We start from the raw sequence: 26,092 nt of genomic DNA, 5'->3' as shown, positions 1-26,092 counted from the left end.
AAAGTTAACGGGCCATATTCGCGGCAAGGCGACCGACGGCGACCTTTTCTTGCCTGTTTGCGACTATGCGTAAAAACCATTAGATCGACGAATCGTCAGGCATGGCGGCGATTGATCGGCATGTATCGCGCGACGCGCCTTGCCTGCCTGCGTCCTGCTTGCTACGCTCGGCCCATTGCTTCCGAAGCACACGCGCGATGCCAGAAGAGTTCCATTTCCTGCTGATGCCCGGTTTCTCCGCGCTAGGCTTCATGTCCGCCGTCGAGCCGCTGCGCGTCGCGAACCGCTTCAGGCCGAATCTCTATCGCTGGCGCATCGTGAGCGCAGACGGCGCGCCCGTCGTCGCGAGCAACGGCATCTCGCTGAACGCGGACGCCGCGTTCGCACAGATCGAGCATGCGCACACGATCTTCGTGATCGCGGGCTTCGACCCGCTCGCGTGCTACACACGCACGCTCGGCGACTGGCTCAAGCGCGAGTATCGGCGCGGCGCGACGACGGGCGGCATCGACACCGGCAGCTTCGTGCTCGCGGAAGCGGGAATCTTCGACGCGTCGCATGCGCTGACGCTGCACTGGGAAGCGCTCGCCGCGTTCCAGGAGCGCTATCCGCGCCTGAAAACGACGCAGGAGTTGTTCGAGATCGACGAGCGGCGCATCACCTGCGCGGGCGGCACCGCGTCGATCGACATGATGCTCGACCTGATCGGCCGCCGGCACGGCGCCGATCTCGCCGCGACGATCTCCGAGCAGTTCGTGCTGAGCCGAATCCGCCAGCGCTCCGATCGCCAGCGGCTCGAGATCGCCGCGCGCTACGGGGTACACAACCGCAAGCTGATCCAGGTGATCGGAACGATGGAGCATCACATGGAAAGCCCGCTGCCGTCCGACACGCTCGCGCAGGCAGTCGGCGTCACGCGCCGCCAGCTCGAGCGGCTGTTCAGCACGATCCTCGGCGATACGCCGACGCGTTTCTATTTGCGCCTGCGGCTCGATCGCGCGCGCGAACTTCTTCAGCAGACCGATATGACGGTCGCCGCTGTATGCGCGGCATGCGGCTTCGAATCGCCTTCGCATTTTTCCCGCACTTATCGCGCGCAATTCGGCGCGAGCCCGAGAAGCGACCGCAATACGCTGCGCTGAACCGCATGCTGCGCTGAGCCGGACGCGTTGCCGCAACCGCGATTGCGGCGGTGCAAAATCGCGCGCCGCCAGACCGTTTTCGCTTATCGAACCGCCCCTCGAAAATAATTCGAAATATCATTGAAAATATTCTGTAACATGTTCTAAAAATAGATAGGCAGACTAACGACGTGAAATTCCAGTACGGCTGGTCATTTGCCGAATAGAAAAGCAGCATTCCAAATATTTATTCCGAGGGGTTTGTAATGACGATGCTCATACAGCCATCGCAGCGCTTGCCGTTTGCTCCGCCCGCCGCTCTCTGGCGGTTCCCCGTCCCTCCACCCCGCACGCTTCGCGCGCGCTGATTCCTCTCGGCGTCGCGCCGCTTTCGTTGTTGTTTCGCCCGCCTGCACCAGCCCGTCGAGGCCGGCGCACGGGCCAGGTCGTCCCTGCGGTTCCCGTGGTTTCGTTTGTTATCCAAACCTTTGAAGACGAGGACAATCTATGCAAACATCCGTCAAAGCGTTGCCGTTCGCACTGAGCCTTGCCATCGGCCTCGGCGCCGCGCTGCCTGCGTGGGCCGATTCGAAGGCCCCGAATCCGCAAGAAGAAAGCCGCCGCGCGAGCCTCACGCGCGGCGTCGTGCCGCCCGTGGAGAAGGCCGGCAAAACCGGGCAGTTCCGCCCGGGCGCCGTCGCCGTCACGCTCGCAAGCCCGTCGTTCCACGCGAAGAAATCCGACGCGGCGACGATGGCGCGCGAGTTCGTCGCCGCGCGCGCCACGCAGCTCGGCCTCGACAAGACGGCGCTCTCGAATCTCGTCGTCGCGTCCGAACGCGCCGACGCCGATTTCACCGTCGTCCGCTTCCAGCAGCGCGCCGCGGGCCTGCCTGTCTACGATAGCGACATCGCCGTCACGGTCGCGTCCGACGGCCGCGTGCTGTACGTCGCGAGCAACGCGGTGAACGGCGTCGCCGCCGTGTCGAGCAAGACGCAGGCGGTCGACGAGCAGCAGGCGCTCGATCGTGCGCGCGCATACCTCGGCGTCGGCGGCTTCGCGAGCGTGCAGTCGCAACTCGTCGCTTTCGTCGACGGCGCGGGCACCCATACCGCGTGGAAGGTTCGCGGCAAGCCGCAGGACAGCCTGCGCGGCGATTGGGAACTGATCATCGACGCGAACAGCGGTGAAGTGCTGCGCGCCGAAGACAAGGCATCCTATGCAACGGACGGAACCGGGCTCGTGTTCCTGCCGGACCCGCTGTCGTCGACCAAAAGCAGCTACGGCAGCACCGGCTACAAGGACAACAACGACGCCGACTCACCGCAATTGAACGCCGCGCGCGTGCGCGTGACGCTCAAGGATCTCGCGCAGACAAGCGGCGGATACAAGCTGACGGGGCCGTACGCGTCGTGCATCGACTTCGATTCGCCGTTCGACAACGCGTGCCCGGTGCAGTCGTCGCCGACCTTCGACTTCACGCGCTCGAACCTGTACTTCGAAGCGGTGAACGCGTACTACCACATCGACACCTTCCTGCGCTACGTGAACCTCACGCTCGGCATCAAAGCGTTGCCCTATCAGTATTCCGGCGGCGTCCAGTACGATCCGCACGGCGAATCCGGCGCCGACAATTCGTCGTATTCGTCTGGCTCGGGCCGGTTGTCGTTCGGCCAGGGCGGCGTCGACGACGCCGAGGACGCAGACGTCGTGATTCACGAGCTCGGCCACGGTATCCACGACTGGATCACGAACGGCGGGTTGTCTCAGGTCGAGGGCCTGTCCGAAGGCACGGGCGATTACCTCGCGGCTGCGTACAGCCGCGATTTCAATCAATGGAGCCCGTCCGACGCGCAATATAACTGGGTCTACAACTGGGACGGCCACAACGAGTTCTGGCCCGGCCGCGTCACGAACTACAACGTCGGCCGCACGTACGCGCAGGTCCGCAATTCCGAGATCCACACGGCCGGCCAGTACTGGGCGTCGTGCAACATAGTCGCGCGCGACGCGATCGGCGGCACGGCGATGGACAAGGCATTCCTGAAGGGGCTGTCGATGACGAACAGCTCGACGAACCAGAAGGCCGCGGCTCAGGCCGTGCTGACCGCGGCGGCGGCTCTCGGCTACAGCAGCGCGCAGCTCGATGCGATCGGCAACGCGTACAACAAGAGCTGCACCTACGGCGTGACCGTGCCGCAAAAGCTGTAACCCGCATCGAGAAAAAGACCTAAGCGACAACGTACGCGGAGCGCGCGGCGCGATCTGCCGCGCGCCCTTCCCCACGACCGTATCTCCCTCAACCTGAGGAGATCGAACATGTCCAAGCTCCAGCACGTCGCCGCCGCGGTATGCGGCGCCCTCTACGTGTCGGCCGCCCACGCCGCGCCGGTGTGGATCACGCTCGCCGATCCCGCGTTCCGCGAACTGCGCCTGATCGATCCCGCCGCGACGAGCCGCTACAGCACGGCCGTCGCGACGGGCAACGCCGCACGCACCGAGACGGTCCACGTCGCGCAAATCGACGATTCGCAGCTCGAATCGCTGTCTCAGGCGATACGCCGCACGCGCGGCCACGGCCCCGGCTTCTTCGTCCACGCCACATTCGACGAAGCGCGCACGTCGCTGCAACCGAGTGTCGCCAAGCAGGCGGCCGCGATCGACTACCCGATCACCAACTCCCAGCAGGTCCGCAACTGGATCTCGCAACTGCAGGCGAGCAACATCGTCAGCACGATCGTGTCGCTGTCCGGCTTCACGAACCGTTACTACACGACGTCGCACGGCGTCGCCGCATCAGACTGGCTCGCGCAGCAGTGGAAGCAGCTCGCCGGCTCGCGCGCCGACGTGACCGTCGAGCAGTTCACGCACACCAGCTGGCCGCAAAAATCCGTGATCCTGACGATCAAGGGAAGCGATCCGGGCGCGGGCGTCGTCGTGATCGGCGGCCATCTCGATTCGACGGTCGGCCGCACGAGCGAAAACACGCGCGCGCCGGGCGCCGACGACGACGCGTCCGGCATCGCGAGCCTTACCGAAGCGCTGCGCGTGCTGCTCACCAACCGCTATCAGCCCACGCGCACGCTGAAGTTCATCGGCTATGCTGCGGAAGAAGCAGGCCTGCTCGGTTCGCAGGCGATCGCGAAGCAGTTCAGGGCGCAGAACGTGAACGTGGTCGGTGCGTTCCAGCTGGACATGACGAACTACAAGGGAGATCCGAAGGATATCTACCTGATTACCGACTACACGAACTCGGCGCAAAACACGTATCTCGCGAACCTGGCGAAAACCTATCTGCCCGAGCTGACGGTGGGCACTTCGCAATGCGGGTACGCGTGTTCCGATCACGCATCGTGGAACGCGCAAGGCTATCCGGCATCGTTCCCGTTCGAAGCGGACCAGAACGACAATCCGTACATCCACTCCGCGTACGACACGCTCGACCGGTCGGACTCACAGGGCAATCACGCACTGAAGTTCGGCAAGCTCGCGCTCGCGTATGCGGCCGAGCTGGGCGGCGGACTGACGCCGTCCGCCAAGCGGTAAGCCGCGACGGGAGCGGCGCGCATCGCACGCCGCTCCCGAGCCGGAGCGTGTCGCCGCGGGTCAGAACGAGTGACGCATCCCGATGCGAATGTCGGCTTGCGTCTGCGTGCTGGACGGCGTGAAGCTGTAGCCGATCACGGCATCGACGCCGTTGGACGCGCGCAGGTAGTCGCCGGAGAGGTAGACGTCCGTGCGCTTGGACAGCAGATAGTGAACGCCGGCCGATCCCTGATTCCAATGATGGCCTTCGAAGCGCGTGTGCTGGTAGCCGGCGACGAAGCTGAGCGCCGGCGTGAACTGGTACAGGCCGCCGCCTTCGTAGACCTGCATGTGCGACGTGTTGCCGAAGCCCTTGATCGTCGTATACGTGAAATTGCCGGACAGCGTCAGCTTGTCGAGCGTGTAGCTCGCGCCGACGCCGAGCGTCCCCTGGCTGTCGACGTTCATCGGCGTATTCGCGAACAGGTCGGTGACCTTGCCCGTCGCCGGATCGACGCTGACGGTCGGCTGGCCGAGGAACGTCCTCGTGCCGATCATCGCGTACGGATCGAACGCATAGATGCCGGAAGGATTGTTCAGATGCGTGTAAGCCGCGCCCACCGACAGATTGCCTTGCGTGTAATTCGCGCCCGCGCTCCACGCGCTGTTGCGATGGAAATCGCCCGCGACGTTGCCGAACGAATACATCGCGCCGAACTTGAAGCCGCTGAAGTCATTCGACAGGAACTTGACGGAGTTCGGCAGACGGTCGCCGTTGAAGCGGTCGAAGTCGCCCTGGTGGATCGCATAGCCGCTCGCCCACGCAGAGATGTTGTTCAGATAGACCATCTCCTCCGTCATGTCGAGCTGATTGCCGAACGACAAGGTTCCCCAATTGTTCTGCAATCCGACGTAAGCCTGCCGGCCGAATTCCGCGCCGCCGAAGCCGAGCTGGCCGTTACCCAGACGAAAGCCGCTCTCGAGCACGAAGACCGCCTTCAAGCCGCCGCCGAGATCTTCGGTGCCCTTGAAGCCGATCCGGTTGCCATACGACACGCCGTCGTCGAACTTGAAGACGTGCGAGCCGCCCGTGTTGTTGACGTACGTGACACCGGCATCGAGAATCCCGTACAGCGTGACGCTGCTCTGCGCGCGGCTTGCGCCCGGCACGATTCCGATTGCGAGCGCGATCGCGCTCATCACGGCAACATTCGATTTCTTCATTGTCGGCACCCCACCCTGCCCATTCGATAAGAAAAAAGATTCCCGCCTTGACCACGCGAATCCGCGACTATTGCTGAAACGACGCACCACTCCGACGGCCGTTGCGCATCTCGCACACAATCGGATGCCGTTGGCGAAAAATACAAACCCATTTTTCGCCCTACCCGTCTCCAGGCGACGTCGAATGGTCACGATGCGACGAACCGGGCCGAAGCCGACGTCGGCCGTCAGCGCGGCTCGCGCTGCAGGCAAGCGCAGCGCGCCGTTCGCGGTGGTCACGCCGCCGAGCGATTCGTCGACAAGCGGCGAATGCGTGCGTGACGCGCGTTGCGCGGCGCCCACAGCGGAACGTCTATCCTGCAGCATCGCGGCGATTATTCCGTTCTCCAGATTGACTGTGAACGTCATCCGCCGGAACAGGCGCGCGAGAGATTCGCTCACTGGTTCGAGAAATCCGCGCGTGCGGCGGTGTCGCCGATTGCGCCTCTGGAGGTCGGGCCAAAATACGCGTCCCCGCCCGACAGGTGAACGAGATGGGATGCCGTATTCATCAGATGCGGCTCTCAGCCGAGGAATTCGATCCGTTGGCGGCCTCGCACCGCGCATTCGACCTGCGTCAGCATCCCCTTCTCGCTCGGTTCGACGAGTTGCCCGTTCGCCGGCTCGAGCGCCTCGTCCGCAATCGCCCGTTTGCCCGCAGGCGCGCGCCGTGCCGCTGTTTCGATGCTGCTTCGATGCTGTTTCGCTGCCATTTCGCCGCCGGTTGCCCGACGCGTGCGCGTGACGCCCCACGCATTGGCGCGCCGATTCCAGCGGCGCGGCGATTCGGTTCTATCCGCATTCGATCCGGCTTGATTAACTTGTGCGTCGCCTCGGAAGCCCGGCACTCGCGCCGGGCACGAGACGCCATCGAGTCAGAGGAAACACATGTCCGTTCCACAACGTCCCCTTCAGTTCGTGCTGACGCTGTCGTGCCCGAGCGCGGCGGGCCAGGTCGCCGCCGTCGTCGGGCTGCTCGACCGGCATCGTTGCTACGTCGACGAGCTGACCGTCTTCGACGACGACCTCAGCGAGCGCTTCTTCGTGCGCTGCGTGTTCCATGCGACGGGCGACGTCGATTCGCTGCGCATCGACGCGCTGCGACGCGAGTTCGAGCCGATCGCGACGCGCTTTCGCATGCAATGGGCGATCCACGACGTTGCCGCGCGGCCGAAGGTGCTGATCATGGTGTCGAAGCTCGAGCATTGCCTCGCCGACCTGCTGTTCCGCTGGAAAATGGGGGAGCTGAAGATGGACATCGTCGGGATCGTGTCGAACCATTCGGATCTCGAACCGCTTGCCGCGCAGCACGGGCTGCCGTTCCGGCATTTCCCGATCACGGCCGACACGAAGGCGCAACAGGAAGCGCAATGGCTCGACGTGCTCGAGACGAGCGGCGCCGAGCTCGTGATTCTCGCGCGCTACATGCAGGTGCTATCGCCCGAAACGAGCGCGACGCTCGCGAACCGCGCGATCAACATCCACCATTCGTTCCTGCCCGGATTCAAGGGGGCGAAACCGTACCACCAGGCGCATGCACGCGGCGTGAAGCTGATCGGCGCGACCGCGCACTTCGTCACCGACGATCTCGACGAGGGGCCGATCATCGAACAAGTGGTCGAGCGCGTCGATCACTCGTACCGGCCGGAGCAACTGCTTGCGGTGGGACGAGACGTCGAATGCATCACGCTTGCGCGTGCGGTGAAGGCATTCATCGAGCGCCGCGTGTTCCTGAACGGCGACCGGACCGTGGTGTTCCAGTAGCGCGCACGGCGCGTTCGCCGATTCGCGACGGCCCGGATGCGCCAATGCATCCGGGCATCCCCGCCGGCGCACGCCGGCTATCGAACCCAAGCGAAGTAATAAGACATCCCGATCGTCAGCACGGCAGCCGCGAGCGCCGCGTATGGCGCCGCATTCAGCCACGTGCGGCGCGCCGGCACGACGAGTTCCATGTCACGCTGCATCTGCGCGGGGAAACGACCGCGATCCTGCCAGTAGTGCCGATAGACGAATACCGGCACGATCAGCAGCATTGCGATCAAGCCGTTGCGCAACGTACCCGCGCCTTGCAGGTCGGCGCCCGCGCCGACGTAGACAAGATTCGCGTAGCCGCAGATCGAGCCGAGCACGAGCAGCCACGTCGGACAACGGAACGGCCGCTCCCATCCGCCGCGATCCATCCGGTGAATCCAGCCCGACTGCAAATTCAGGAAGACGAACAACATGTAGCAGACGTTCGAGATCGACAGCACCGTCATGTAGTCCGACATCAGCAGCAGCACGAGGTTGAAGCCGAGATCGGTCCACATCGCGCGCGTCGGCGCGCCGTGCTCGTTCACGTGCGACAGGTACTTCGGCAGCCAGCCGTCGACCGACGCCTGGTAGAGCGTTCGTGACGAGCCCATCATCGACGTCATCACGATCAGAAGGATCGACAGCATCAACATCACGACAATCGCGTTCGCGATCCACGCGCCGCCGCCGACGATGCGCGCCATCGCCGCCGCGACGCCCGTGCCGTCACCGATGCGCGGATCAAGCATCGCCGCGGTGCCGAGCGCGCCCTGGAACGCCATCGGCACGAGCGTCATCACGATCAGGCACAGCGCGCCCGACCAGAAGATCGCCTTCGCGGTATCGCGACGCGGATCGCGGAATTCGCGCGTGTAGCAGACGGCCGTTTCGAAGCCGTACGACGCCCAGCCGGCCATGAACATCGCACCGAGCGCCATCACGACGCCCTGCCCGTTCCAACTGCCGAACGTGGCGGCGGTGAGATTGCCCTGCGCGTCGTGACCGAGCGGCAACAGCGGCAGGAGATTCGACATCGGCACGTCGCCCGTGACGAACGGCACGATGCCGACGATGAGAAGCGGCGTCAACGACGCGATGCCGAGAATACGCTGCGTGCGTGCGGCTTTCGATGCGCCGCTGTGCTGCAACTTGAACGTGATCAGCAGCAGGATCGTCGCGATCACGAAGGTGGCGTTGACCCGCAGGTTCAGGCCGGGTTTGATGAAACCGAGATTGGCGAGCGTCCATTGCCAGTGCAGGATCGCTGCGTCCGCCGGGAACAGGCTGGTGAGCGCATAGCTTGCCGCGAGGCCGCAGCCGAGCGCGAGCATCGGCGACCACGCGAGCCAGTTGCACCACACGGAAACGGGCGCGATCAACTTGCCGTATCGCACCCAGCCGATCGCACCGTACACCGATGCGCCGCCCGATTTATGGGGAAATAGCCCGGAAATTTCCGCATAAGTCGCGCTTTGAATCAAACCCATCGTGATCGCGGCGATCCACACCGCCCACGCGGGCTGGCCGATCGTCGCGCACACGCCGCCGATCGTGAACAGCACGCCTGCCGGCACGCCGCTCGTTACCCAAAATGCGTCCTTCCAACTGAGGCCACGATGCAGCGTGCGGCCTCTTTCTTCATGTGAGATGGTTGCCTCAATCTCGCTGGTGCTGCGCGCGCGCAGTCCTGCTTGACTCATCCAAAATCCTCCTGTGAAGACTCCGCACAAGAGTACATTTTAACAACACTTCGTTGTGCGAGTCGAAAAATGTCAAAAATCCTGCGGGGAAACCCGCTATTTTTGCGAATTAGTTCGGATACCTTCGAATTTTCTCCCAACCGCTCAAGCCCGACCACACGGGCCTGAGCGCACGAACGTCACTGCGCGGAAGCGGTCCATTCGCCGACGCGATCGCCATGCGCGGCGATCCATGCGTCGGCCGCCGCTGCGGGCTTCGATCCGTTCTGGATCGCGAGCATCACGCCGTCGATCTCGCCCGGCTTCCACTGGAACTTCTTCAGGAACGCGACAACGGGCTTCGCCTTCGTTTCGAGCGCGGGATTCACGACGCTATCGACGTGTTCCGCTTCGCCGTAGACCTTCTTCGGGTCGTCGAGGAAACGCAGCTTCCATTTCGCGAACATCCAGTGCGGCGCCCAGCCCGTCACGACCACCGCCTTGTTCGCATGGATCGAGCGTGCGAGTTCCGCCGTCATCGCGCTGCCCGAGCTCGGCATCAGCGAATAGTTCAGACCATATGCCTTGATCGTGTCGTCGGTCTTGCGCATCACGCCTGCGCCCGCGTCGATGCCGACGATGCGGCCGGAAAACTCGCCCTTCTCCGCGTTCAAATCATCAATCGACTTCGCTTTCACGTAGCTCGGCACGATGAGGCCGATTTTCGCGTCGGGGAAATTAGTGCCGAGATTGACGACCTTCGTCTTGAACTGATCCCAGTACGCACCCTGCGTGACGGGTAGCCACGCGGAGAGCGTCGCGTCGAGATCGCCGCGCGCGACGCCCTGCCACATCACGCCCGCCGCGACCGGCACGAGCTGCACCGGATAACCGAGCTTCATCTCGATGATGCGCGCGGCGACGTTCGACGTCGCGACGCTGTCGTCCCAGCCTTCGACATAGCCGATCTTCAACGTCGGCTTCGTATCGGCCTGCACAGGCGCGACGGCGGCGAGCATCATCGACAGCACGCCGCAACCCATTAGTTTCGCGAGGAATTTCATGATCGATCTCCTTGAGGTTGTCGGAAAGCGAAGGGCCTCTCTAGGTTCTTCAATCACAATTGCCCGGTATCGTTCTTTTACGACACGTTCTTGCGCGCCCGCGACGCGCTCACTTGTCGACGACGAGATCCGACAGCGGCTTGCTGCAACACAGCAGCACCATGCCCTGATCGATCTCGCGCTGACGAATGCCGCCGTTGTGCTTCATGTCGACCTGGCCGGACACGAGCTTCACCTTGCAGGTGCCGCACATGCCCTGCGTGCACGACGCGGGCAGACGCACGCCCGCGCGCCGCGCCGCGTCGAGCACGTGCTGGTCCGAGCCGCATGCGATCTCGCGATTGCTCTTTGCGAACGCGACCGTGAATTGCCGCGCCTGCGCATCGCTCGAAGCGTCGCTCGACGTATCGGTCGATGCGGCTTCTCCGTCGAGGGTGCGCGCGCCGTTTTCGGCGAGCGTCTCGAACGAGAAGCTCTCTTCGTGATAGCGGCTGAGATCGAACCCGGCTTCGTCGAGCATCTCGCGCACCGCCTTCATGTACGGCGCGGGCCCGCACGTGAAGACCTCGCGCTCGAAGAAATCCGGTGTGATCAGCTTGAGAAGCGGCAGCGACAGAAAGCCCGTCACGCCGTGCCAGTTCGTGCGCGCGCCGAGCCGCTCGCAGACGAACGCGGCGCGAAAGTTCGCATGCGTCGACGCGATCAGGTCGAGCTCGCGCGCGAAGATGATGTCGTCCGGCGTGCGCGCGCTGTGGACGAACACGATGTCGCGATCCTCCGCGAGATCGTGGTGCGCGCGGCTCATCGACATCAACGGCGTGACGCCCGAGCCCGCTGACAGGAACAAATACTTGCGCGCCGGATGCCGTGCGCACGTGAACTCGCCCGCCGGGCCGAGCACGCGCAGCGGCGCGCCCGGCTGCAGGTTGTCGTGCAGCCAATTCGACACCTTGCCGCCCGGCACGCGCTTGACCGTGATCGAGATCGTATGCGGCCGCGCGGGCGACGACGAGATCGTGTAACAGCGGTTGATCGTCTCGCCGTCGATGTCGAGCTCGAGCGTGACGAACTGACCAGGCTCGAACGAGAACGCGCGCCCCTGCGGCGAACGGAAGAAGAAGCTCTTCACGTCGTGCGTTTCCTGCCGCACGTGGCAGCAGACGAGCGTCTCCTCGACGTCGCTCGTCCAGCGCTCCGGCAGCGCCTGCCAGAACGCGGGGCGCGTCACGCGGCTGTCGGCCGGTTCGAAATTCGCGGCATCTCGCATCATGTTGCGCTCCGTCGTCGTGCTATGCGCCGAAATGCGCGGCGAGGCGGTCGATGTACCACTCGCAGAACTTCTCGACGAGTCCTTCGGTGTACGGAGAATATGGGCCCGGCTCGTACGCGGAACTCGCCGCGCCGCGTTGCGAGAACTCGACGAGTGCGCGATCCTGGTCGTTCGTCGCGTTCCAGACGGCCGTCAGGTTCTTCACGTCGTAATCGATGCCTTCCTTCGCGTCCTTGTGAACGAGCCATTTCGTCCGCACGAGCGTCTCGCCGGCCGACAGCGGGATCACCGAGAACGTGACGATGTGGTCGCTCATGAAGTGGTGCCACGAATTCGGCTGCGTCCAGAACGACAGCCCGCCGAGATCGGCGCGGCGGAATTCGCCGAGCAGCTTCTTCGACGCGACCTTCGCGTCGAGCGTCTGCGATTCGCCGCTGCGGTCGAGCGGCAGCCGCTGCGTGCGAAAGCCCGTCACGTCGGTCAGGCGCTCGACCTCGACGGACGGCAGGCTCAGTGCTTCCCACTGCGCGGCGCGCTCGACGCAGGTGCGCTCGAACGCGGCCATCCCTTCGGCATTCGCGGGCGACGGCTGATAGCCGAAGCCGTATTCGTACAACGAAATGGTCAGCTCCGGATGGTTCGCGACGCAGTGATAGCACTCGCGATTGTTCTCCATCGTCAGCTTCCAGTTGCCTTTCTCGATGATGTCGACCTGCGCGGCGATCTTCGTGTTCGGCAGATCATGCGGCAGCAGATACGGCTCCATCGCCGCGCGCATCGTCGCGAAATCGGCAGGCGGCTCGTCGGCCAGGCACACGAACAGGAGCCCCGCGAGATTCTGCAGATGAACGGGCTTCAGACTATGCTTGCAGCGATCGAACTTCTCGCCCATATGCTCGGCGAACATCAACTGGCCGGTCAGGTTGTACGTCCAGCTGTGATACGGGCACACGATGTTGCCGACGGAGCCTTTTTCTTCGTTGCACAGTCGTGCGCCGCGATGGCGGCACACGTTATGGAACGCGCGGATCTCCATGTCGTCGTCGCGCACGATCAGAATCGAATCCGCGCCGAGCTGAACCGTCACGTAATCGCCGGGCTCGGGCACGTCCGGCTCGACACCCACCTGAATCCAATGCCGCCGAAAGATCGCGTCCATGTCGAGCGCGAAGATCTGGTCGCTCAGATAGAACGGGGCTTCGAGGCTGTAGCCCGCCTTTCGCCGGGCCACCAGCGCGCGGATGTCTGTCGATACTTTCATCGTTTGCTCCGGATTCCTTGCATCCATGGTGTTGTTGCCGACAGGCCTCGTTCAGTAGTCGATGAGCTGATGCTCGCGCAAATACGCAAGGATCACTTGTGCTTTTTCGACCGAACTCCCTTCAATTACGACGTTTCCGCCGCGGCTTTCAGTCGTCGTCGCGGACAGCATCCGCGCGTGGCCGGAGCGCTTGTCGGCCGCCGCGAGCTTCACCGGCTTGCGCTCGGCCGGACGCGTCGTCCATCGCGCGGCGTCGGCCGACGGGCGCACCGCGGCGCGCGTCGCGCGCACCTCACCCGCGCGCAGCCGCGCATACGCGTAGCGCGGCTGCGCATTCGCGAGCGGATGCACGGCGACGACGGCAGGCAGCGCCGCGTCGACACGCCTACGAACGCCTTTCGGCAAGAATTGCCTCAGCGTCGCGCGTCCCGCGTCGATGCTCACGTCGACCGCCGCACCCGCGAACCGCCAGCCGAGCGCCGCGGCGATGCGGTACGGCAGCATGCCCGTGTCGTATGCGCCTTCGGCTCGCGTGCCGGTCAACACGAGATCGTGGCCGCGCACGCGCTCGGCGAGCGCGGCGGCAGCGTCGTCGCCGTCCGCGCATTCGAGCACCTCGACGCGCGCCGCGCCGAGCGCGAGATAGTCGGCCAGCGCCGGGCAGCGCGGATCGCCCGCGTGGATAACATCGAGCCGCGCACGATGTTCGGCCGCCAACGCGCGGCCGATCTCGAGCGCGGCCGCATCGTTGCGGCTGTAACGCGGCGCGCCCGACACCGGATGGCGCCCTACCGACACCAGCACCGCGATGCTTGCCAGCTTGCGATTCGCGTTCATGCAGCGGCTCCCATGTATTCGCTTTCCCTCGATGCGGCGCTCGATCGCCCATGCGTGGCGCGAGCCGCGCTCACCGCGTCGATCAGCGCGGCGATCGTCGCCTGCGCATCGCCGACGATCGTCAGGTTCGCGCGCTTGACGATCGGCGCGCTGCCGTCGAGATTCACCGCGATCACGTGACGGCAATCCTTGATCCCCTGCAGGTGCTGAACCGCGCCCGAAATCCCGAACGCGATGTACACGCTCGCGTCGACCGTCTTGCCGGTCGCGCCGACCTGCTTGTCGCGCGTGAAATGCCCGTTGTCGACCGCGACGCGGCTCGCGCCGATCGCCGCGCCGAAGGTTGCCGCGAGCGTCTCGAACGCGGCGACGTCGGTCACGCCGTTGCCCGCCGACACGATGAAGTCCGCTTCTTCTAGCGCGACCTGCGCGGCGTCGATCTCTTCGAGGCCCAGGTCGTGGTAATGGTCGCCGGACGAAGCACGTGCGTCGAAAACGGCATCGAGCGCGCGCTCGAGCGCCGCGCCGACGAACGGCAGCTTCGGGTCGACCGCGTTCGGCGCGAGCAGCACGACGTCGGGCAGCGTGCGCGTCGCGAAGCTGCGTTTCGCGTTGACGTACACGCCGACGTGATCCGCCGCGATTTCGGCGACGTGCGTCGCGACGCTCGCGTTCGTGGCCGCCGCATAGCGTCGGCCGAGATCGCCGTCGCCCGTCGCGTTGTCCGGCATGAACACGTGCTGCGGCGACAGCGCCGCCGCGCACGCGCGCAGCGCATCGAGCTCGCGCTCCGGCGCGAACGCGCGGCGGTCGAAGCCGCGCAGCACGATCAGCGTGTCGGCGCCGAGCGCGCCGGCGTCATCGTTCAGTTCTCCGAACACGACGAGCGCGACTTCCGTGTGCGCATCGGCGAGCAACGCGGCGGCCGCGAGCGTCTGGCGCGCGTGCTCGTCGAGCGCGCCGCGCTCGCTGTGCGCGGCAACGAGGAACACGCGCTTCGCGTCCCGCAAGACGCGCACCGGCTTCGTGGCCGTCGCGCCGTGCGCGTGCGGCGTCCACCGCGCGGCGTCGCCGGATGCGCCGCCCGTCTCGCCGAGCGTGATGCGTTTGAGTCCGGCCGCAGTGACGACGAACGGCCGGCGCGGATCGATTCGTTTGAGCGTGGTCATCGGGTCACTCCAGCGAGGCGGCGACGAGTTCGGCGACGTCGAGCACGTCGGGCCGCGGGCCGACGACGCCTTCGAGCATCGCGGTGCAGTTCGGGCAGCCGACCGCGACGACATCCGCGCTTACCGCGCGCGCATCGGCGATCCGGATGTCGGGAATTCGCTGCTTGCCCGGAATGTCGGTGAGCGGTGCGCCGCCGCCGCCGCCGCAGCAGCGGCCGCGCATGCCGTGACGCTCCATCTCGACGACCTGGATGCCGATCGTCTTCAGAAGCTTGCGCGGCGCTTCAGTCTCGCCGTTGTAGCGGCCGAGATAGCAAGGGTCGTGATAGGTGATGCGCTTCTCGCGCAGCGCCTCGGCCGCCTGCGGCTTGATCTTGCCTGCCGCGACGAGCTCGGCGACGAACGTCGTGTGATGCTTGACCGTGTAGCGGCTGCCGAGCGCGCGGTACTCGTTGCGCAGGCTGTGCATCACGTGCGGATCGGCCGTCACGATCTGCTTGAACGACAGCGCGCCGAGCGTGCCGATCAGGCGCTTCGCCATCTGCTGAAACGTCGCTTCGTCGCCGAGCCGGCGCGCGACGTCGCCCGTATCGGTTTCCGCGCGGCCGAGCACCGCGTAATCGACGCCCGCGTGGTTCAGCACCTTCACGAGCGCGCGCAGCGTGCGCTGATAGCGCATGTCGAACGCACCCTCGCCGGCCACGATCAACACGTCGACGTTGCGCCCCGGCTGCGCGACGGGCGCGCTCAGATCGACCGACCAATCGTAGCGCGCGGCCGCGTCGTAGCCGCCCATCGTGCCCGTCTCGCGCAGGTTCGCGAGCACTTCCGCGCCCTTGCCGGGCACGGCGCCGTGCACGAGCGTCTGGTTGCGCCGCATGTCGACGATCGCGTCTACGTGCTCGATCAGCATCGGGCACTCCTGCACGCACGCGCGGCACGTCGTGCACGACCACAGCGTGTCGGCCTCGATCAGCGACGACACGATCGGACGCTGCGGGCCGCCGCCGTGCTGGCCGACAGGAATGCCGGGCGTCGGGCTGCCCGCGTAAGCGGCGTCGGTGCCGCCCGCCATCCCAATGACGAGATCCTGAATCAGCTTCTTCGGATTGAGCGGCTGACCCGACGCGAACGCGGGGCACGCGGCCTCGCACTTGCCGCACTGCACGCACGCATCGAAGCTCAGCAGTTGGTTCCAGTGGAATTCGGCCGGCTTCGCGACGCCGTACTCGTCGTGTTCGATGTCGGACGGCTTCAATGCGGTCGGCGGCGTCGCCGCGCCATTGCCGGTGTACGGCTCGCGTGTCGCCGCAAAGCGTTCCTGGCGCGGGTGAAACGCGAGATGCAGGAGACCCGCGATCGCATGCTTCATCGGCCCGCCCCTCGCCGCGCCGAGCGTCATCGCGAACGCGCCGACGCCGATCAGCATCGCGCAAAGCACGGCGAACGCGCCCGACATCGCGGCCGTCGGCACGAGCATGAACAGCACGAGCCCGAGCGAGAACGCGCCGAGCAGCCACGGCAGCGTATTCCACGGGCCGCGCGACAAACGCGCGGGCACGTCCTTCGCATGGCGGCGGCGCCAGACGAACACCGCGCCGACGAGCATCGAAAGCGCCGCCAGAAAGATCAGCTTGTCGAGCCACGGCGAGTAGATCGCGAGCCCGTAGTTGACGAACACGAGCGCGAGCGCGGCGAGCGCGCCGCCCGCCGTCGCGACGTGCGTCTTCGCGATATACGGATCGCGCGCGACCACGTGATGCAGATCGACGAAGTAACGCTTCGGAATCGCAAGCAGATTCGCGAGCCCGAATGCGCCGGGCGCGCTCGCGCGGCCGAGCCGCCAGTACGACGAACGCTTCGCGACCGCGAACGCGAGGCCCGCGAGCGACAGCCACAACAGCGCGGTGATCAGGATGGCCGGATTCATCGTCAGAAATCCTTCACGAGGCGCAGCGCGTCGTAAATCGCGCCGTGGATGTTGTGCATCGAGATGCAGTCGCCGACGCGAAACAGCAGGAAGCGGCCGTTGCCGAGCGCCTCGGAAAGGCACGGCTGCGGCTCGGCGGCGAACAACTTGTGCACGTCGATCTGCCCGCGATTGACCGACTCGGGCTTCAGCTTCCAGTACAGCGCGTCGTTCGGCGCGATGCCGTTCTCGATCACGACCTGATCGACCGCGCGCTCTTCCTGCTCCTCCGTGTATTCGTTGCGCAGCACCGCGATCTTCTTGCCGTCCTCTTCGTACACGCGATCGAGCCAGTAGTTCGGCGTGTGGATCACGCCCTGCGCGTACAGGCGGCGATAGAAGATCGGGAACGTCGTGCCGCCGCAGTCGTCGGCGATCTTCACGTCCGGCGTGACGATCTCGACATTCGCGCCGCGGCTCGCGATGAAATCGGCGACGCCCGCGCCCGCATGCGTGCTGACGCCGTCATAGACGAGCACGTTCTTGCCCGGCTCGACGCGGCCCGACAGGATGTCCCACGAGCTGACGGCGAGCCCGTCAGCGACGCCCCACGCCGGCACCTGATCGGTGAAGCTGCGCCCGCCCGTGGCGAGCACGATGATGTCCGGCTTCTCGGCCATGATCATTTTCTCGTCGGCTTCGACCCCGAGCCGCCGATCGACGCCGAGCCGCTTCGTCTCCATGTCGAACCAGCGTACGATGCCCGCCATCTGCTCGCGCTGCGGCGCCTTCGCGGCGAGCACGATCTGGCCGCCGACTTCCGTGTTCTTCTCGAACAGCACGACGTCGTGGCCGCGCGAACGCGCGACGCGCGCCGCTTCGAGCCCTGCGGGCCCCGCGCCGACCACGACGACCTTGTGCTTCGGTCCGCGCGACTTCTCGATCACGTGCGGCATCGTCGCCTCGCGCGACGTCGCCGCGTTCTGCACGCACAGCACGTCGAGGCCGTTGTACTGGCGGTCGATGCAATAGTTCGCGCCCACGCACTGCTTGATCTCGTCCTCGCGGCCGTCGCGGATCTTGATGACCATGTGCGGATCGGCGATCTGCGCGCGCGTCATGCCGACGAGATCGACCATTCCGCTCGCGAGCAGGCGCTCGGCCTGGCCCGCGTCGCGAATGCTCTGTGCGTGCATCACCGGAATCTTGACGACCGACTTGATGCCCGCCGCGAGATGCACGAACGGCTCGGGCGGCAGCGCCATCGGCGGCATGCAGTTCGCGAGCGTGTTGTGCGTGTCCGCGCCGGAGCCGATCACGCCGAGATAATCGATCAGGCCCGTCTCGGACATCGCCTGCGCGATCTCCTTCAATTGCTCGTGACCGAGGCCGTCCTCGTGAAATTCGTCGCCGCACATCCGCAGGCCGACGCAGAAGTCGCGGCCGACTGCCTCGCGCACGGCCTTCAGCACCTCGACGCCGAAGCGCAGCCGGTTCTCGAGGCTGCCGCCCCATTCGTCGGAGCGAAAGTTCGTGCGCGGGCTCCAGAACTGGTCGATCAGATGCTGGTGCGCGGCCGAGATCTCGATGCCGTCCATCCCCGCATCCTTCACGCGCTTCGCGGCCGCCGCGAAATCGCCGATGATCCGCCGGATTTCCTCGACCTCGATGATCTTCGCGTTGCCGCGATGCACCGGCTCGCGCACGCCCGACGGCGACATCAGATGCGGCCAGTGCTCGCCGTGAAATGCGGAGCGGCGGCCCATGTGCGTCGCCTGGATCATGATCTTCGCGCCGTGCCGATGCATCGCTTCGGCGAGCCGCGCGAGCGGATCGACGATCTTGTCGGTCGACAGATTCACCGACTTCCACCAGCCTTGCGGGCTGTCGACCGACACGGGGCTCGACCCGCCGCACACGGCGAGGCCGACGCCGCCCTTCGCCTTTTCCTCGTAGTAGCGGATGTAGCGATCGCCGGGCAACCCGCCCGGCTCCGCATACACCTCCGCATGCGCGGTGCTGACGATCCGGTTGCGCAGCGTGAGCTGATTCAGCGTCAAGGGTTTGAACAGATTGGGATAGCGCATCGCGGGCGACCTCTTGCGTTCTCGTGAGCGTGACGTTGGCGTGGAAGATGTCGTGTCAGTGCGAAAGCGGCGACACTTCGAACACGCAATGGTCGTGGCCTTCGGCCGCGCATCGCGTTTCCTTCGATTGCGCGCGCGGCGCGCGCTTGCCTTCCGGCGTCGTGTCGTTGACCCAGTCCATCGCGCCCGCGAACCAGCCGGCGAACATGTAGCAGAGCTTGCCGACCTTGTCCGGCTGCGCGAGCACGAACGACGAATGGCGCAGCTCGATCTTCGCGCGCGCGGCCTCCGGCTCGGCCTCGACGATCGAGAACAGGCCCCAGCCGCGCTGCGACAAGCGCTTCAGGTAATGCTCGAACACCGCCATCCCTGCGATTCCGTGCTGCTTCGCTTCCTTGTCGCACCAGTGGTACGCCGACTTGTAGCCGGCTTGGTAGAGGATGTCCGCGTAGACGTCGCGGCCGAGCGCCTCTTCGACCGCCGTATGGTTGTTCGTGAAGAAATGGCGCGGCACGTACAGCATCGGCAGCGCGTCGGTGGTCCAGACGCCGGTGTTCGGATCGACGTCGATCGGCAGTTGCGGTTGCATCGTGTGACTCCGTGGGGTGAAACGCGCGGCGTCTTCGCGCACGCGCGGCATCGTCCGCGCGCCGTCGCTCGTTGCGCGGGCGCGTCCTGAATCGAATCGGTTGAAAACGAAGAATGCGGAACGCCTACGCGCCCCAGACCTCCTTGAACACGCGCACCCAGTTCTCGCCCATGATCTTGCGGATGCGCGACTCCTTCCAGCCGGCACGCGCCATCGCGGCCGTCAGGTTCGGGAATTCGCCGATCGTTCGGATGCCTTCCGGATTCACGACCTTGCCGAAATTCGTGAGCCGGCGATAGCGGCCCTTGTCGTGCGTGAGCCAATCGAAAAAGTCGACGCTGTAGCCCTGCGTGAAATCGGTGCCGATGCCGACTGCGTCCTCGCCGATCAGGTTCACGACGTAATCGATCGCCTCGATGTAATCGTCGATCGTCGCGTCGATCCCGCGCTTCAGGAACGGCGCGAACATCGTCACGCCGACGAAGCCGCCCGCGTCCGCGATCTCCTTCAACTGTTCGTCGCTCTTGTTGCGCGGATGCTCCTTGAGCCCCGACGGCAGGCAATGCGAATAGCAGACGGGCTTCTTCGAGAACGCGATCGCCTCCGACGACGTATTGCCGCCGACGTGCGACAGGTCGACCATGATCCCGACACGGTTCATCTCGGCGATCACCTCGCGGCCGAAATCCGACAGGCCGCCGTCGCGCTCGTAACAGCCGGTGCCGACGAGGTTCTGCGTGTTGTAGCAAAGCTGCACGACGCGCACGCCCATGTCGGCGAACGCCTCGACGTAGCCGAGGTTGTCCTCGAACGCGTGCGCGTTCTGGAAGCCGAGAATCACGCCCGTCCTGCCTTCCTGCTTCGCGCGAAAGATGTCGTCGGTCGTGCGCACGAGCGTCAGCAGCTCGCCGTTGTCGCGAATCTGCTTTTTCATCAGCGCGATGTTGTCGACCGTCTTCGTGAAGTTCTCCCACACGGACACCGTGCAGTTCGCGGCCGTCACACCGCCCTTGTGCATGTCCTCGAACACCGAACGTTCGAACTTCGAAATGTTCAGGCCGTCGATGATGATGCTGTCCTGATGCAGCGTGCTCATGAATTCTCCAGTCTTGTCTGCGCGTCGGTCGGTCGTCGTGCGAAGGCGCGGCGTTCGGTTCAGTAGATCGGGAAGCGCTCGCAGAGCGCGAAGATCTCGCGGCGCACGCGCTGCTCGGCCGCGTGATCGCCTTCCGGGTTCGTGCGCAGCGCGTCGAACACCTCGAGAATCAGCCGGCCGACCTCGCGAAACTCCGCCGCGCCGAAGCCGCGCGTCGTGCCGGCCGGCGTGCCGAGGCGAATGCCCGACGTGATCGTCGGCTTTTCGGTGTCGAACGGAATGCCGTTCTTGTTGCACGTGATGCCCGCACGCTCGAGCGCCTGCTCGACCTGCGCGCCCTTCAGCCCCTTCGGGCGCAGATCGACGAGCAGCAGGTGATTGTCGGTGCCGCCCGTCACGAGATCGACGCCGCCCGCCTTCAGCACTTCGCCGAGCGCCTGCGCGTTCGCGAGCACGCGGTCGATGTAGATCTTGAAGTCGCCCGTCAGCGCCTCGCCGAACGCAACCGCCTTGCCGGCGATCACGTGCATCAGCGGGCCGCCCTGCAGGCCGGGAAACACCGCCGAGTTGATCTTCTTGGCGATCTCCTCGTCGTTCGTCAGCACGAAGCCGCCGCGCGGGCCGCGCAGCGTCTTGTGCGTGGTCGACGTGACGACGTGCGCGTGCTCGACCGGATTCGCGTGGCGGCCCGCGGCGATCACGCCGGCGATGTGCGCCATATCGACCATCAGCTTCGCGCCGACGCCGTCGGCGATCCGGCGGAAGCGCGCGAAGTCGAGCGCGCGCGGATAGGCGGAGAAGCCCGCGATGACGAGGCTCGGCTTGTGCCGCTGCGCGAGTTCCTCGACCTGGTCGTAGTCGATCAGCATCGTGTCGCGGTTCACGCCGTACTGGACGGCGTTGAACCATTTGCCGGACAGCGCGGGCTTCGCGCCGTGCGTCAGGTGTCCGCCCGCGTCGAGCGACATCCCGAGCACCGTGTCGCCCGGCTTCGCGAGCGCGAGCATCACCGAGCCGTTCGCCTGCGCGCCGGAATGCGGCTGCACGTTCGCATAGCCGGCATTGAAGATTCGCTTCACGCGATCGATCGCGAGCGCCTCGACTTCGTCCGCGAACTCGCAGCCGCCGTAGTAACGCTTGCCCGGATAGCCTTCCGCATACTTGTTCGTCAGCACCGAGCCCTGCGCCTCGAGCACCGCGCGCGACACGATGTTCTCCGACGCGATCAGCTCGACCTGCGACTGCTGTCGTTCGAGTTCCTTGAGGAGCGCGCCGCGCACGGACGCGTCGCGCTCGGCGAGCGATTGCGAGAAGAAGGGATTGGCGTTCGACATAGGGCGTCTCGTCACTGAATTTTGAGGGGCTCCGCAGCGGGCTCGAAGGCCCGCCGCGCGGCGTCTTGGCGTCCCGCCGCAGCGGCTGCCGACGGCTCTATTCTTGTCGTTCGGATTTTTCGCCTATTGATGAATTCAGACGCGTTCTTTCCCTTTTCCGACATGTTCGTCACTTTTGAACAAGTGACCGGTCGTGCGTTTTTGCGGTAGCCGCCGCGACCGAGGCGGCCGCCGCAGCCGCGGCGCGGCGGCGGCTGGCGGCCGGCACTGGCCCGGTGCCGCCGCTGCACTCGGGCGGCGCAGCCGCTCACGGTTACGGTGCGGTGCAGCGAAAGGCCGCCGACAGGCGGCCGCCCGGATCTAGGGTTTAGCCGTATGGCACGCTTGTTGCGCTCGATTTCACAATACGCGAGCCGAGCGCCCCGGCCGCATCAAGATCAGATCCAAGGAACGCTTCCCCATGTCGCCCGACCGCACTGCGTCGCTGTCTCATTTCGCGTTCATGCCGCTGCCCAACTTCACGATGATCGCGTTCACGAACGCGATCGAAGTGCTCAGGATGGCCAACTACCTGAGCGGGCAGCCGCTTTACCGCTGGTCGATCGTCAGCCCGGAAGGCGGCTTGGTCACGGCGAGCAACGGACTCGCGGTCGACACCGGCCCGGCCGACTGCGTCGGGCAACCGGACATCGTGTTCGTCTGCGGCGGCGTCGACGTGCAGCGCGCGACGCAGCCCGAGCATCTCGCGACGCTGCGCCGCTTCGCGCGCGCGGGCGTCGCGCTCGGCAGCCTGTGCACCGGCACCTACGCGCTCGCGAAGGCGGGGCTCCTCGCCGGCTATGCGTGCGCGATCCACTGGGAAAACCTCTCGGCGCTGAAGGAAGAATTTCCGGACACCCGCTTTCTGAAAGAGCTGTTCGTGATCGATCGCGATCGCGTGACCTGCACGGGCGGCGTCGCGCCGCTCGACATGATGCTGAACCTGATCGCCGCGCGCATCGGCACCGCGCGCGTCACGCAGATCGCCGAGCAGTTCATCGTCGAGCACGTGCGCGACACGAGCGCGCAGCAACGGATGCCGCTCGTCGCGCGGCTCGGTTCCGCGAACAAGTCGCTGTTCGAGGTGATCGCGCTGATGGAGAACAACATCGAAGAGCCGCTGTCGCGCGAAGAGCTCGCGCGGCTCGCGAACATGTCGCAGCGGCAGTTGCAGCGCCTTTTCCGCGAGCATCTCGGGATGACGCCGACGCACTACTACCTGACGCTGCGCCTGCGCCGCGCGCGCGAGCTGCTGCTGCAAACCGACATGTCGATCATGCACATCACGATGGCGTGCGGCTTCCAGTCCGCGTGTCACTTCAGCAAGAGCTATCGCGACGCGTTCGGCACCGCGCCGACGCGCGAACGCCGCAAGCAGGTTGCGCCGCTCGCGCAACCCGCGATGCCGGGCGGCGCACCCGCGCCGGCGATGATGTTGCACGCCTGAGCGCGCTCGTCCGCGCGAGCGGCGCCGGATTCGGCGGCTCCGGCTCCATTGGCAACTTCGCTTTTCGTCGAACTTCGCACCCCAAAACGAATGGCCCGCCGGCTCTGCGAACCGGCGGGCCATGCTCGTCGCCCGGCAGGACGCCCGATCGCGGCGGGCCGCCTATGCGCGCATCATGCGGCCTTCAGCATCCCGTGCGGGTCGATGACGAATTTGCGCGGCGCGCCGCCGTCGAACTTCTTGTAGCCTTCCGGCGCATCGTCGAGCGAGATCACCGCGACGTTGACGATCTTCGCGATCGGCAGCCGGTCGAACAGAATCGCCTGCATCAGATTGCGGTTGTATTTGAGGACGGGCGTCTGGCCGGTATGGAACGAGTGCGACTTCGCCCAGCCCAAACCGAAGCGGATGCTCAGGCTGCCGTGCTTCGCGGCGACGTCGGCGGCGCCCGGATCGTCGGTCACGTACAGGCCCGGAATGCCGATCGCGCCGGCGGGCCGCGTGATTTCCATCAGCGAGTTCAGCACCGTCGCGGGCGCTTCCTCCGCATGGCCTGACGAACCGTGGCCGTGCGCCTCGAAGCCGACGCAGTCGACCGCGCAATCGATCTCCGGCTTGCCGAGGATCTGCTCGATCTGCTCGCCGAGCGTCGCGTCCTTCGACAAATCGACAACCTCGAAGCCCATCGCCTTCGCATGCGCGAGACGCTCGGCGTTCATATCGCCGACGATCGTGCACGCGGCGCCGAGCAGGCGCGCCGACGCGGCGGCCGCCATCCCGACAGGGCCCGCGCCCGCGACGTAGACGGTCGAGCCGGGCTTCACGCCGGCCGACACCGCGCCGTGATAGCCCGTCGGCAGGATGTCGGACAGGCAGGTGAGATCGCGGATCTTCGCCATCGCCTGATCGCGGTCGGGGAACTTCAGCAGGTTGAAATCGGCGTAAGGCACGAGCACGTATTCGGCCTGGCCGCCGATCCAGCCGCCCATGTCGACGTAGCCGTACGCGCCGCCCGCGCGCGACGGGTTCACGTTCAGGCACACGCCCGTGTGCTGCTCCTTGCACATCGCGCAGCGGCCGCATGCGACGTTGAACGGCACCGACACGAGATCGCCGATCTTCAGCGTCTCGACGTCGCGGCCGACTTCGATCACCTCGCCCGTGATCTCGTGACCGAGCACGAGGCCGACGGGCGCCGTCGTGCGGCCGCGCACCATGTGCTGATCGGAGCCGCAGATATTCGTGCTGACCACCTTCAGGATCACGCCGTGGCCGATCGCGCGGCCGCTCGGATCGACCATCTTCGGGTAGTCGATCTTCTGCACCTCGACCTTGCCCGGCCCCTGATACACGACACCTCGGTTGCTGCTCATCGCATTGTCTCCATGTCTCGTTGGCGGTGCGCCGCGCCTCGCCCGGCCCGAGCGCTCGGGCGCGTCGGACGGGCTTGCAGCGAGCTTTCCGAGGGTAGTCCGCGAGCCGGGGGGGCGAGCGTCCAAAAACCGACATCGGCTTGGCTGCGGCCGACATCGGAGCGGTAACGGTGGAGGGCAATGGCGATGGCGCTGGTGACTGAGGCGTCGGTGACTGAGGCGGCGGCGACGATCTGCGATCTGCGATCTGCGATCTGCGATCTGCGTGCTGCGTGCTGCGTGCAGTGGGCAGTGGGCAGTGGGCAGTGGGCAGTGGGCAGTGGGCAGTGGGCAGTGGGCAGTGGGCAGTGGATAGTAATCGGCGGTTTGCGGTTTGCGATTTGCGATTTGCGATTTGCGGCGTGAGCCGTGCGACATGCAATCGCCTCGGCATAACGCACGCATTGCGCCAAGCGGCGTCATGCTGCACGACGCAATGCGTGCGTCGCAACATCTTGCGTCCGGTGCGCGTCAACCGCCGAGCGGCCCGTCCGTATCGCCCGGCTCGACAACAGGCGACGCGAGCCGATGCGCGATGCCCGGCGGCTCCGCGATGACGCCGAGCATCAGCTCGGCAATCGCCAAGCCGGACGCTTGCCCGGTAGGCTGCACCACCGCGGTCGCCCGGTGCGGAAACGAGATGTCGCCCGACACGCCGTCGTAGACGATCAGCGATATGTCGTCGACGAAGCGCCTGCCGCTCTCGACGATCGCCCGGAACGCGCCCGCCCCGGCGATGTTGTTGTCGACGACAAGCGCGCTCGGCTGGCTCGGAAGCGCGAGCAAAGCCTGCGTCGCATCGTAGCCGCCGTCGCGCGTGAATGCGCATTCGCGAAACAGCGCGGAATCGAGCTCGATCCCCGCTTCGCGCAGCGCGCGCTCGAAGCCCGCGCGCCGCTGCGCGGCGAAGTTCAGCGTCTGCGACGCACACACGAGCGCGATGCGCTGATGCCCGAACGGGATCAGCCGCTGCACAGCCGCGTGCGCGCCCGCCTCGTTGTCGAAATCGAACCACGCATACGGCGCAGCGCTGGCGGTCCAGCCATATGCGACGAACGGAAATTCGCGCTCCTGAAGAAAACGGATTCTCGGATCGTCGACGAACATTCGCCGCGCCCCGTCGTTCGACATGCCGCGAGCGCCTCGTCACCGGCCGCCGTCGTTCTCCCGAATCACCGCCTCCGCCGCCGCGT

General features: G+C 65.8%; 19 protein-coding genes and 1 pseudogene. 5 read left to right on the top strand and 15 right to left on the bottom strand.

Translation table 11 applies throughout. The annotated features are described in order from the left end of the window. The first annotated feature begins 197 nt into the window (after positions 1 to 197). The 3 genes from WS91_RS07275 (at position 198) to WS91_RS07265 (ending at position 4,667) form a co-directional block, all read left to right on the top strand. Positions 198 to 1,142, top strand: a complete 945-nt coding sequence (locus WS91_RS07275) for a GlxA family transcriptional regulator (RefSeq protein WP_059578921.1) — start codon at positions 198 to 200, stop codon at positions 1,140 to 1,142. A 486-nt stretch (positions 1,143 to 1,628) separates the two neighbouring features. Continuing rightward, positions 1,629 to 3,332 carry a M36 family metallopeptidase gene (locus tag WS91_RS07270; protein WP_038752649.1) on the top strand — a complete coding sequence of 568 codons (1,704 nt, stop codon included), beginning with the start codon at positions 1,629 to 1,631 and terminating at the stop codon, positions 3,330 to 3,332. Positions 3,333 to 3,440: 108 nt separating this feature from the next. Further along, a complete protein-coding gene (locus WS91_RS07265; protein WP_038752652.1) occupies positions 3,441 to 4,667 on the top strand; it encodes a M28 family metallopeptidase in 1,227 nt (408 codons plus the stop codon). A 60-nt stretch (positions 4,668 to 4,727) separates the two neighbouring features. Here WS91_RS07265 and WS91_RS07260 read toward each other — a convergent pair whose 3' ends face one another. Both WS91_RS07260 and WS91_RS38125 read right to left on the bottom strand, forming a co-directional pair. Further along, on the bottom strand, positions 4,728 to 5,870 hold the full coding sequence (locus WS91_RS07260; RefSeq protein ID WP_059579000.1) for a porin: 1,143 nt from the start codon (positions 5,868 to 5,870) through the stop codon (positions 4,728 to 4,730). 563 nt (positions 5,871 to 6,433) lie between these two features. Next, positions 6,434 to 6,622, bottom strand: coding sequence for a hypothetical protein (locus WS91_RS38125; protein WP_052145149.1), 189 nt, complete (start codon positions 6,620 to 6,622; stop codon positions 6,434 to 6,436). A gap of 175 nt (positions 6,623 to 6,797) precedes the next feature. Between WS91_RS38125 and purU the strand changes: the two genes are divergently transcribed. Further along, positions 6,798 to 7,673, top strand: coding sequence for a formyltetrahydrofolate deformylase (gene purU / locus WS91_RS07250; protein ID WP_059578928.1), 876 nt, complete (start codon positions 6,798 to 6,800; stop codon positions 7,671 to 7,673). A gap of 77 nt (positions 7,674 to 7,750) precedes the next feature. On the opposite strand, the gene WS91_RS07245 is transcribed toward purU, so the two are convergent. The 11 genes from WS91_RS07245 to WS91_RS07195 form a co-directional block, all read right to left on the bottom strand. Then, the gene (locus WS91_RS07245) at positions 7,751 to 9,406 is read right to left on the bottom strand and encodes an APC family permease (protein WP_059578932.1); all 1,656 of its coding nucleotides are present in this window, start codon (positions 9,404 to 9,406) and stop codon (positions 7,751 to 7,753) included. Positions 9,407 to 9,585: 179 nt separating this feature from the next. Further along, the gene (locus WS91_RS07240) at positions 9,586 to 10,449 is read right to left on the bottom strand and encodes a glycine betaine ABC transporter substrate-binding protein (RefSeq protein ID WP_038752661.1); all 864 of its coding nucleotides are present in this window, start codon (positions 10,447 to 10,449) and stop codon (positions 9,586 to 9,588) included. Positions 10,450 to 10,558: 109 nt separating this feature from the next. Next, complete coding sequence (locus WS91_RS07235; protein ID WP_059578936.1) at positions 10,559 to 11,719, bottom strand: hybrid-cluster NAD(P)-dependent oxidoreductase; 1,161 nt, start codon at positions 11,717 to 11,719, stop codon at positions 10,559 to 10,561. Positions 11,720 to 11,738: 19 nt separating this feature from the next. Continuing rightward, the gene (locus tag WS91_RS07230; protein WP_100185421.1) at positions 11,739 to 13,007 is read right to left on the bottom strand and encodes an aromatic ring-hydroxylating oxygenase subunit alpha; all 1,269 of its coding nucleotides are present in this window, start codon (positions 13,005 to 13,007) and stop codon (positions 11,739 to 11,741) included. Between the two features lie 24 nt (positions 13,008 to 13,031). Further along, complete coding sequence (locus WS91_RS07225; protein WP_038752665.1) at positions 13,032 to 13,817, bottom strand: drug:proton antiporter; 786 nt, start codon at positions 13,815 to 13,817, stop codon at positions 13,032 to 13,034. Further along, positions 13,814 to 14,986, bottom strand: coding sequence for an electron transfer flavoprotein subunit alpha/FixB family protein (locus tag WS91_RS07220; protein WP_059670009.1), 1,173 nt, complete (start codon positions 14,984 to 14,986; stop codon positions 13,814 to 13,816). The genes WS91_RS07225 and WS91_RS07220 overlap by 4 nt, the downstream gene beginning before the upstream one ends. Before the next feature lie 4 nt (positions 14,987 to 14,990). Beyond that, a complete protein-coding gene (locus WS91_RS07215; protein WP_059670008.1) occupies positions 14,991 to 16,916 on the bottom strand; it encodes a (Fe-S)-binding protein in 1,926 nt (641 codons plus the stop codon). 2 nt (positions 16,917 to 16,918) lie between these two features. Next, positions 16,919 to 18,982, bottom strand: a complete 2,064-nt coding sequence (locus WS91_RS07210; RefSeq protein WP_059670007.1) for an NADH:flavin oxidoreductase — start codon at positions 18,980 to 18,982, stop codon at positions 16,919 to 16,921. A 55-nt stretch (positions 18,983 to 19,037) separates the two neighbouring features. After that, the gene (locus WS91_RS07205) at positions 19,038 to 19,571 is read right to left on the bottom strand and encodes a DUF5943 domain-containing protein (protein WP_059578959.1); all 534 of its coding nucleotides are present in this window, start codon (positions 19,569 to 19,571) and stop codon (positions 19,038 to 19,040) included. A 124-nt stretch (positions 19,572 to 19,695) separates the two neighbouring features. Continuing rightward, a complete protein-coding gene (locus WS91_RS07200) occupies positions 19,696 to 20,667 on the bottom strand; it encodes a dipeptidase (protein ID WP_038752676.1) in 972 nt (323 codons plus the stop codon). A 59-nt stretch (positions 20,668 to 20,726) separates the two neighbouring features. Further along, positions 20,727 to 22,001 carry a serine hydroxymethyltransferase gene (locus tag WS91_RS07195; RefSeq protein WP_059670006.1) on the bottom strand — a complete coding sequence of 425 codons (1,275 nt, stop codon included), beginning with the start codon at positions 21,999 to 22,001 and terminating at the stop codon, positions 20,727 to 20,729. Positions 22,002 to 22,461: 460 nt separating this feature from the next. Here WS91_RS07195 and WS91_RS07190 point away from each other — a divergent pair, with 460 nt between their 5' ends. Continuing rightward, positions 22,462 to 23,487: a GlxA family transcriptional regulator gene (locus tag WS91_RS07190; RefSeq protein WP_038752680.1), complete on the top strand. Its 1,026-nt coding sequence runs from the start codon at positions 22,462 to 22,464 to the stop codon at positions 23,485 to 23,487. A 173-nt stretch (positions 23,488 to 23,660) separates the two neighbouring features. On the opposite strand, the gene fdhA is transcribed toward WS91_RS07190, so the two are convergent. Both fdhA and WS91_RS07175 read right to left on the bottom strand, forming a co-directional pair. Beyond that, a complete protein-coding gene (gene fdhA, locus WS91_RS07185; RefSeq protein WP_038752682.1) occupies positions 23,661 to 24,860 on the bottom strand; it encodes a formaldehyde dehydrogenase, glutathione-independent in 1,200 nt (399 codons plus the stop codon). Between the two features lie 510 nt (positions 24,861 to 25,370). Next, positions 25,371 to 26,009, bottom strand: a pseudogene (locus WS91_RS07175) (substrate-binding domain-containing protein); the annotation flags it as partial. Between the last annotated feature and the right edge of the window lie 83 nt (positions 26,010 to 26,092).

It is taken from the genome of Burkholderia sp. MSMB1498, from assembly GCF_001526245.1.
GTDB classification, from domain to species: domain Bacteria; phylum Pseudomonadota; class Gammaproteobacteria; order Burkholderiales; family Burkholderiaceae; genus Burkholderia; species Burkholderia savannae.
Note: the sequence above shows the minus strand (reverse complement) of the source record. Positions and strands in the feature narration are given on the sequence as shown.

Excerpts from the sequence above, each read along its gene's own strand:
- WS91_RS07275 (WP_059578921.1), top strand. The coding sequence starts at position 198 with ATGCCAGAAGAGTTCCATTTCCTGCTGATGCCCGGTTTCTCCGCGCTA.
- WS91_RS07270 (WP_038752649.1), top strand. The coding sequence starts at position 1,629 with ATGCAAACATCCGTCAAAGCGTTGCCGTTCGCACTGAGCCTTGCCATC.
- WS91_RS07265 (WP_038752652.1), top strand. The coding sequence starts at position 3,441 with ATGTCCAAGCTCCAGCACGTCGCCGCCGCGGTATGCGGCGCCCTCTAC.
- WS91_RS07260 (WP_059579000.1), bottom strand. The coding sequence starts at position 5,870 with ATGAAGAAATCGAATGTTGCCGTGATGAGCGCGATCGCGCTCGCAATC.
- WS91_RS38125 (WP_052145149.1), bottom strand. The coding sequence starts at position 6,622 with ATGGCAGCGAAACAGCATCGAAGCAGCATCGAAACAGCGGCACGGCGC.
- purU (WP_059578928.1), top strand. The coding sequence starts at position 6,798 with ATGTCCGTTCCACAACGTCCCCTTCAGTTCGTGCTGACGCTGTCGTGC.
- WS91_RS07245 (WP_059578932.1), bottom strand. The coding sequence starts at position 9,406 with ATGAGTCAAGCAGGACTGCGCGCGCGCAGCACCAGCGAGATTGAGGCA.
- WS91_RS07240 (WP_038752661.1), bottom strand. The coding sequence starts at position 10,449 with ATGAAATTCCTCGCGAAACTAATGGGTTGCGGCGTGCTGTCGATGATG.
- WS91_RS07235 (WP_059578936.1), bottom strand. The coding sequence starts at position 11,719 with ATGATGCGAGATGCCGCGAATTTCGAACCGGCCGACAGCCGCGTGACG.
- WS91_RS07230 (WP_100185421.1), bottom strand. The coding sequence starts at position 13,007 with ATGGATGCAAGGAATCCGGAGCAAACGATGAAAGTATCGACAGACATC.
- WS91_RS07225 (WP_038752665.1), bottom strand. The coding sequence starts at position 13,817 with ATGAACGCGAATCGCAAGCTGGCAAGCATCGCGGTGCTGGTGTCGGTA.
- WS91_RS07220 (WP_059670009.1), bottom strand. The coding sequence starts at position 14,986 with ATGACCACGCTCAAACGAATCGATCCGCGCCGGCCGTTCGTCGTCACT.
- WS91_RS07215 (WP_059670008.1), bottom strand. The coding sequence starts at position 16,916 with ATGAATCCGGCCATCCTGATCACCGCGCTGTTGTGGCTGTCGCTCGCG.
- WS91_RS07210 (WP_059670007.1), bottom strand. The coding sequence starts at position 18,982 with ATGCGCTATCCCAATCTGTTCAAACCCTTGACGCTGAATCAGCTCACG.
- WS91_RS07205 (WP_059578959.1), bottom strand. The coding sequence starts at position 19,571 with ATGCAACCGCAACTGCCGATCGACGTCGATCCGAACACCGGCGTCTGG.
- WS91_RS07200 (WP_038752676.1), bottom strand. The coding sequence starts at position 20,667 with ATGAGCACGCTGCATCAGGACAGCATCATCATCGACGGCCTGAACATT.
- WS91_RS07195 (WP_059670006.1), bottom strand. The coding sequence starts at position 22,001 with ATGTCGAACGCCAATCCCTTCTTCTCGCAATCGCTCGCCGAGCGCGAC.
- WS91_RS07190 (WP_038752680.1), top strand. The coding sequence starts at position 22,462 with ATGTCGCCCGACCGCACTGCGTCGCTGTCTCATTTCGCGTTCATGCCG.
- fdhA (WP_038752682.1), bottom strand. The coding sequence starts at position 24,860 with ATGAGCAGCAACCGAGGTGTCGTGTATCAGGGGCCGGGCAAGGTCGAG.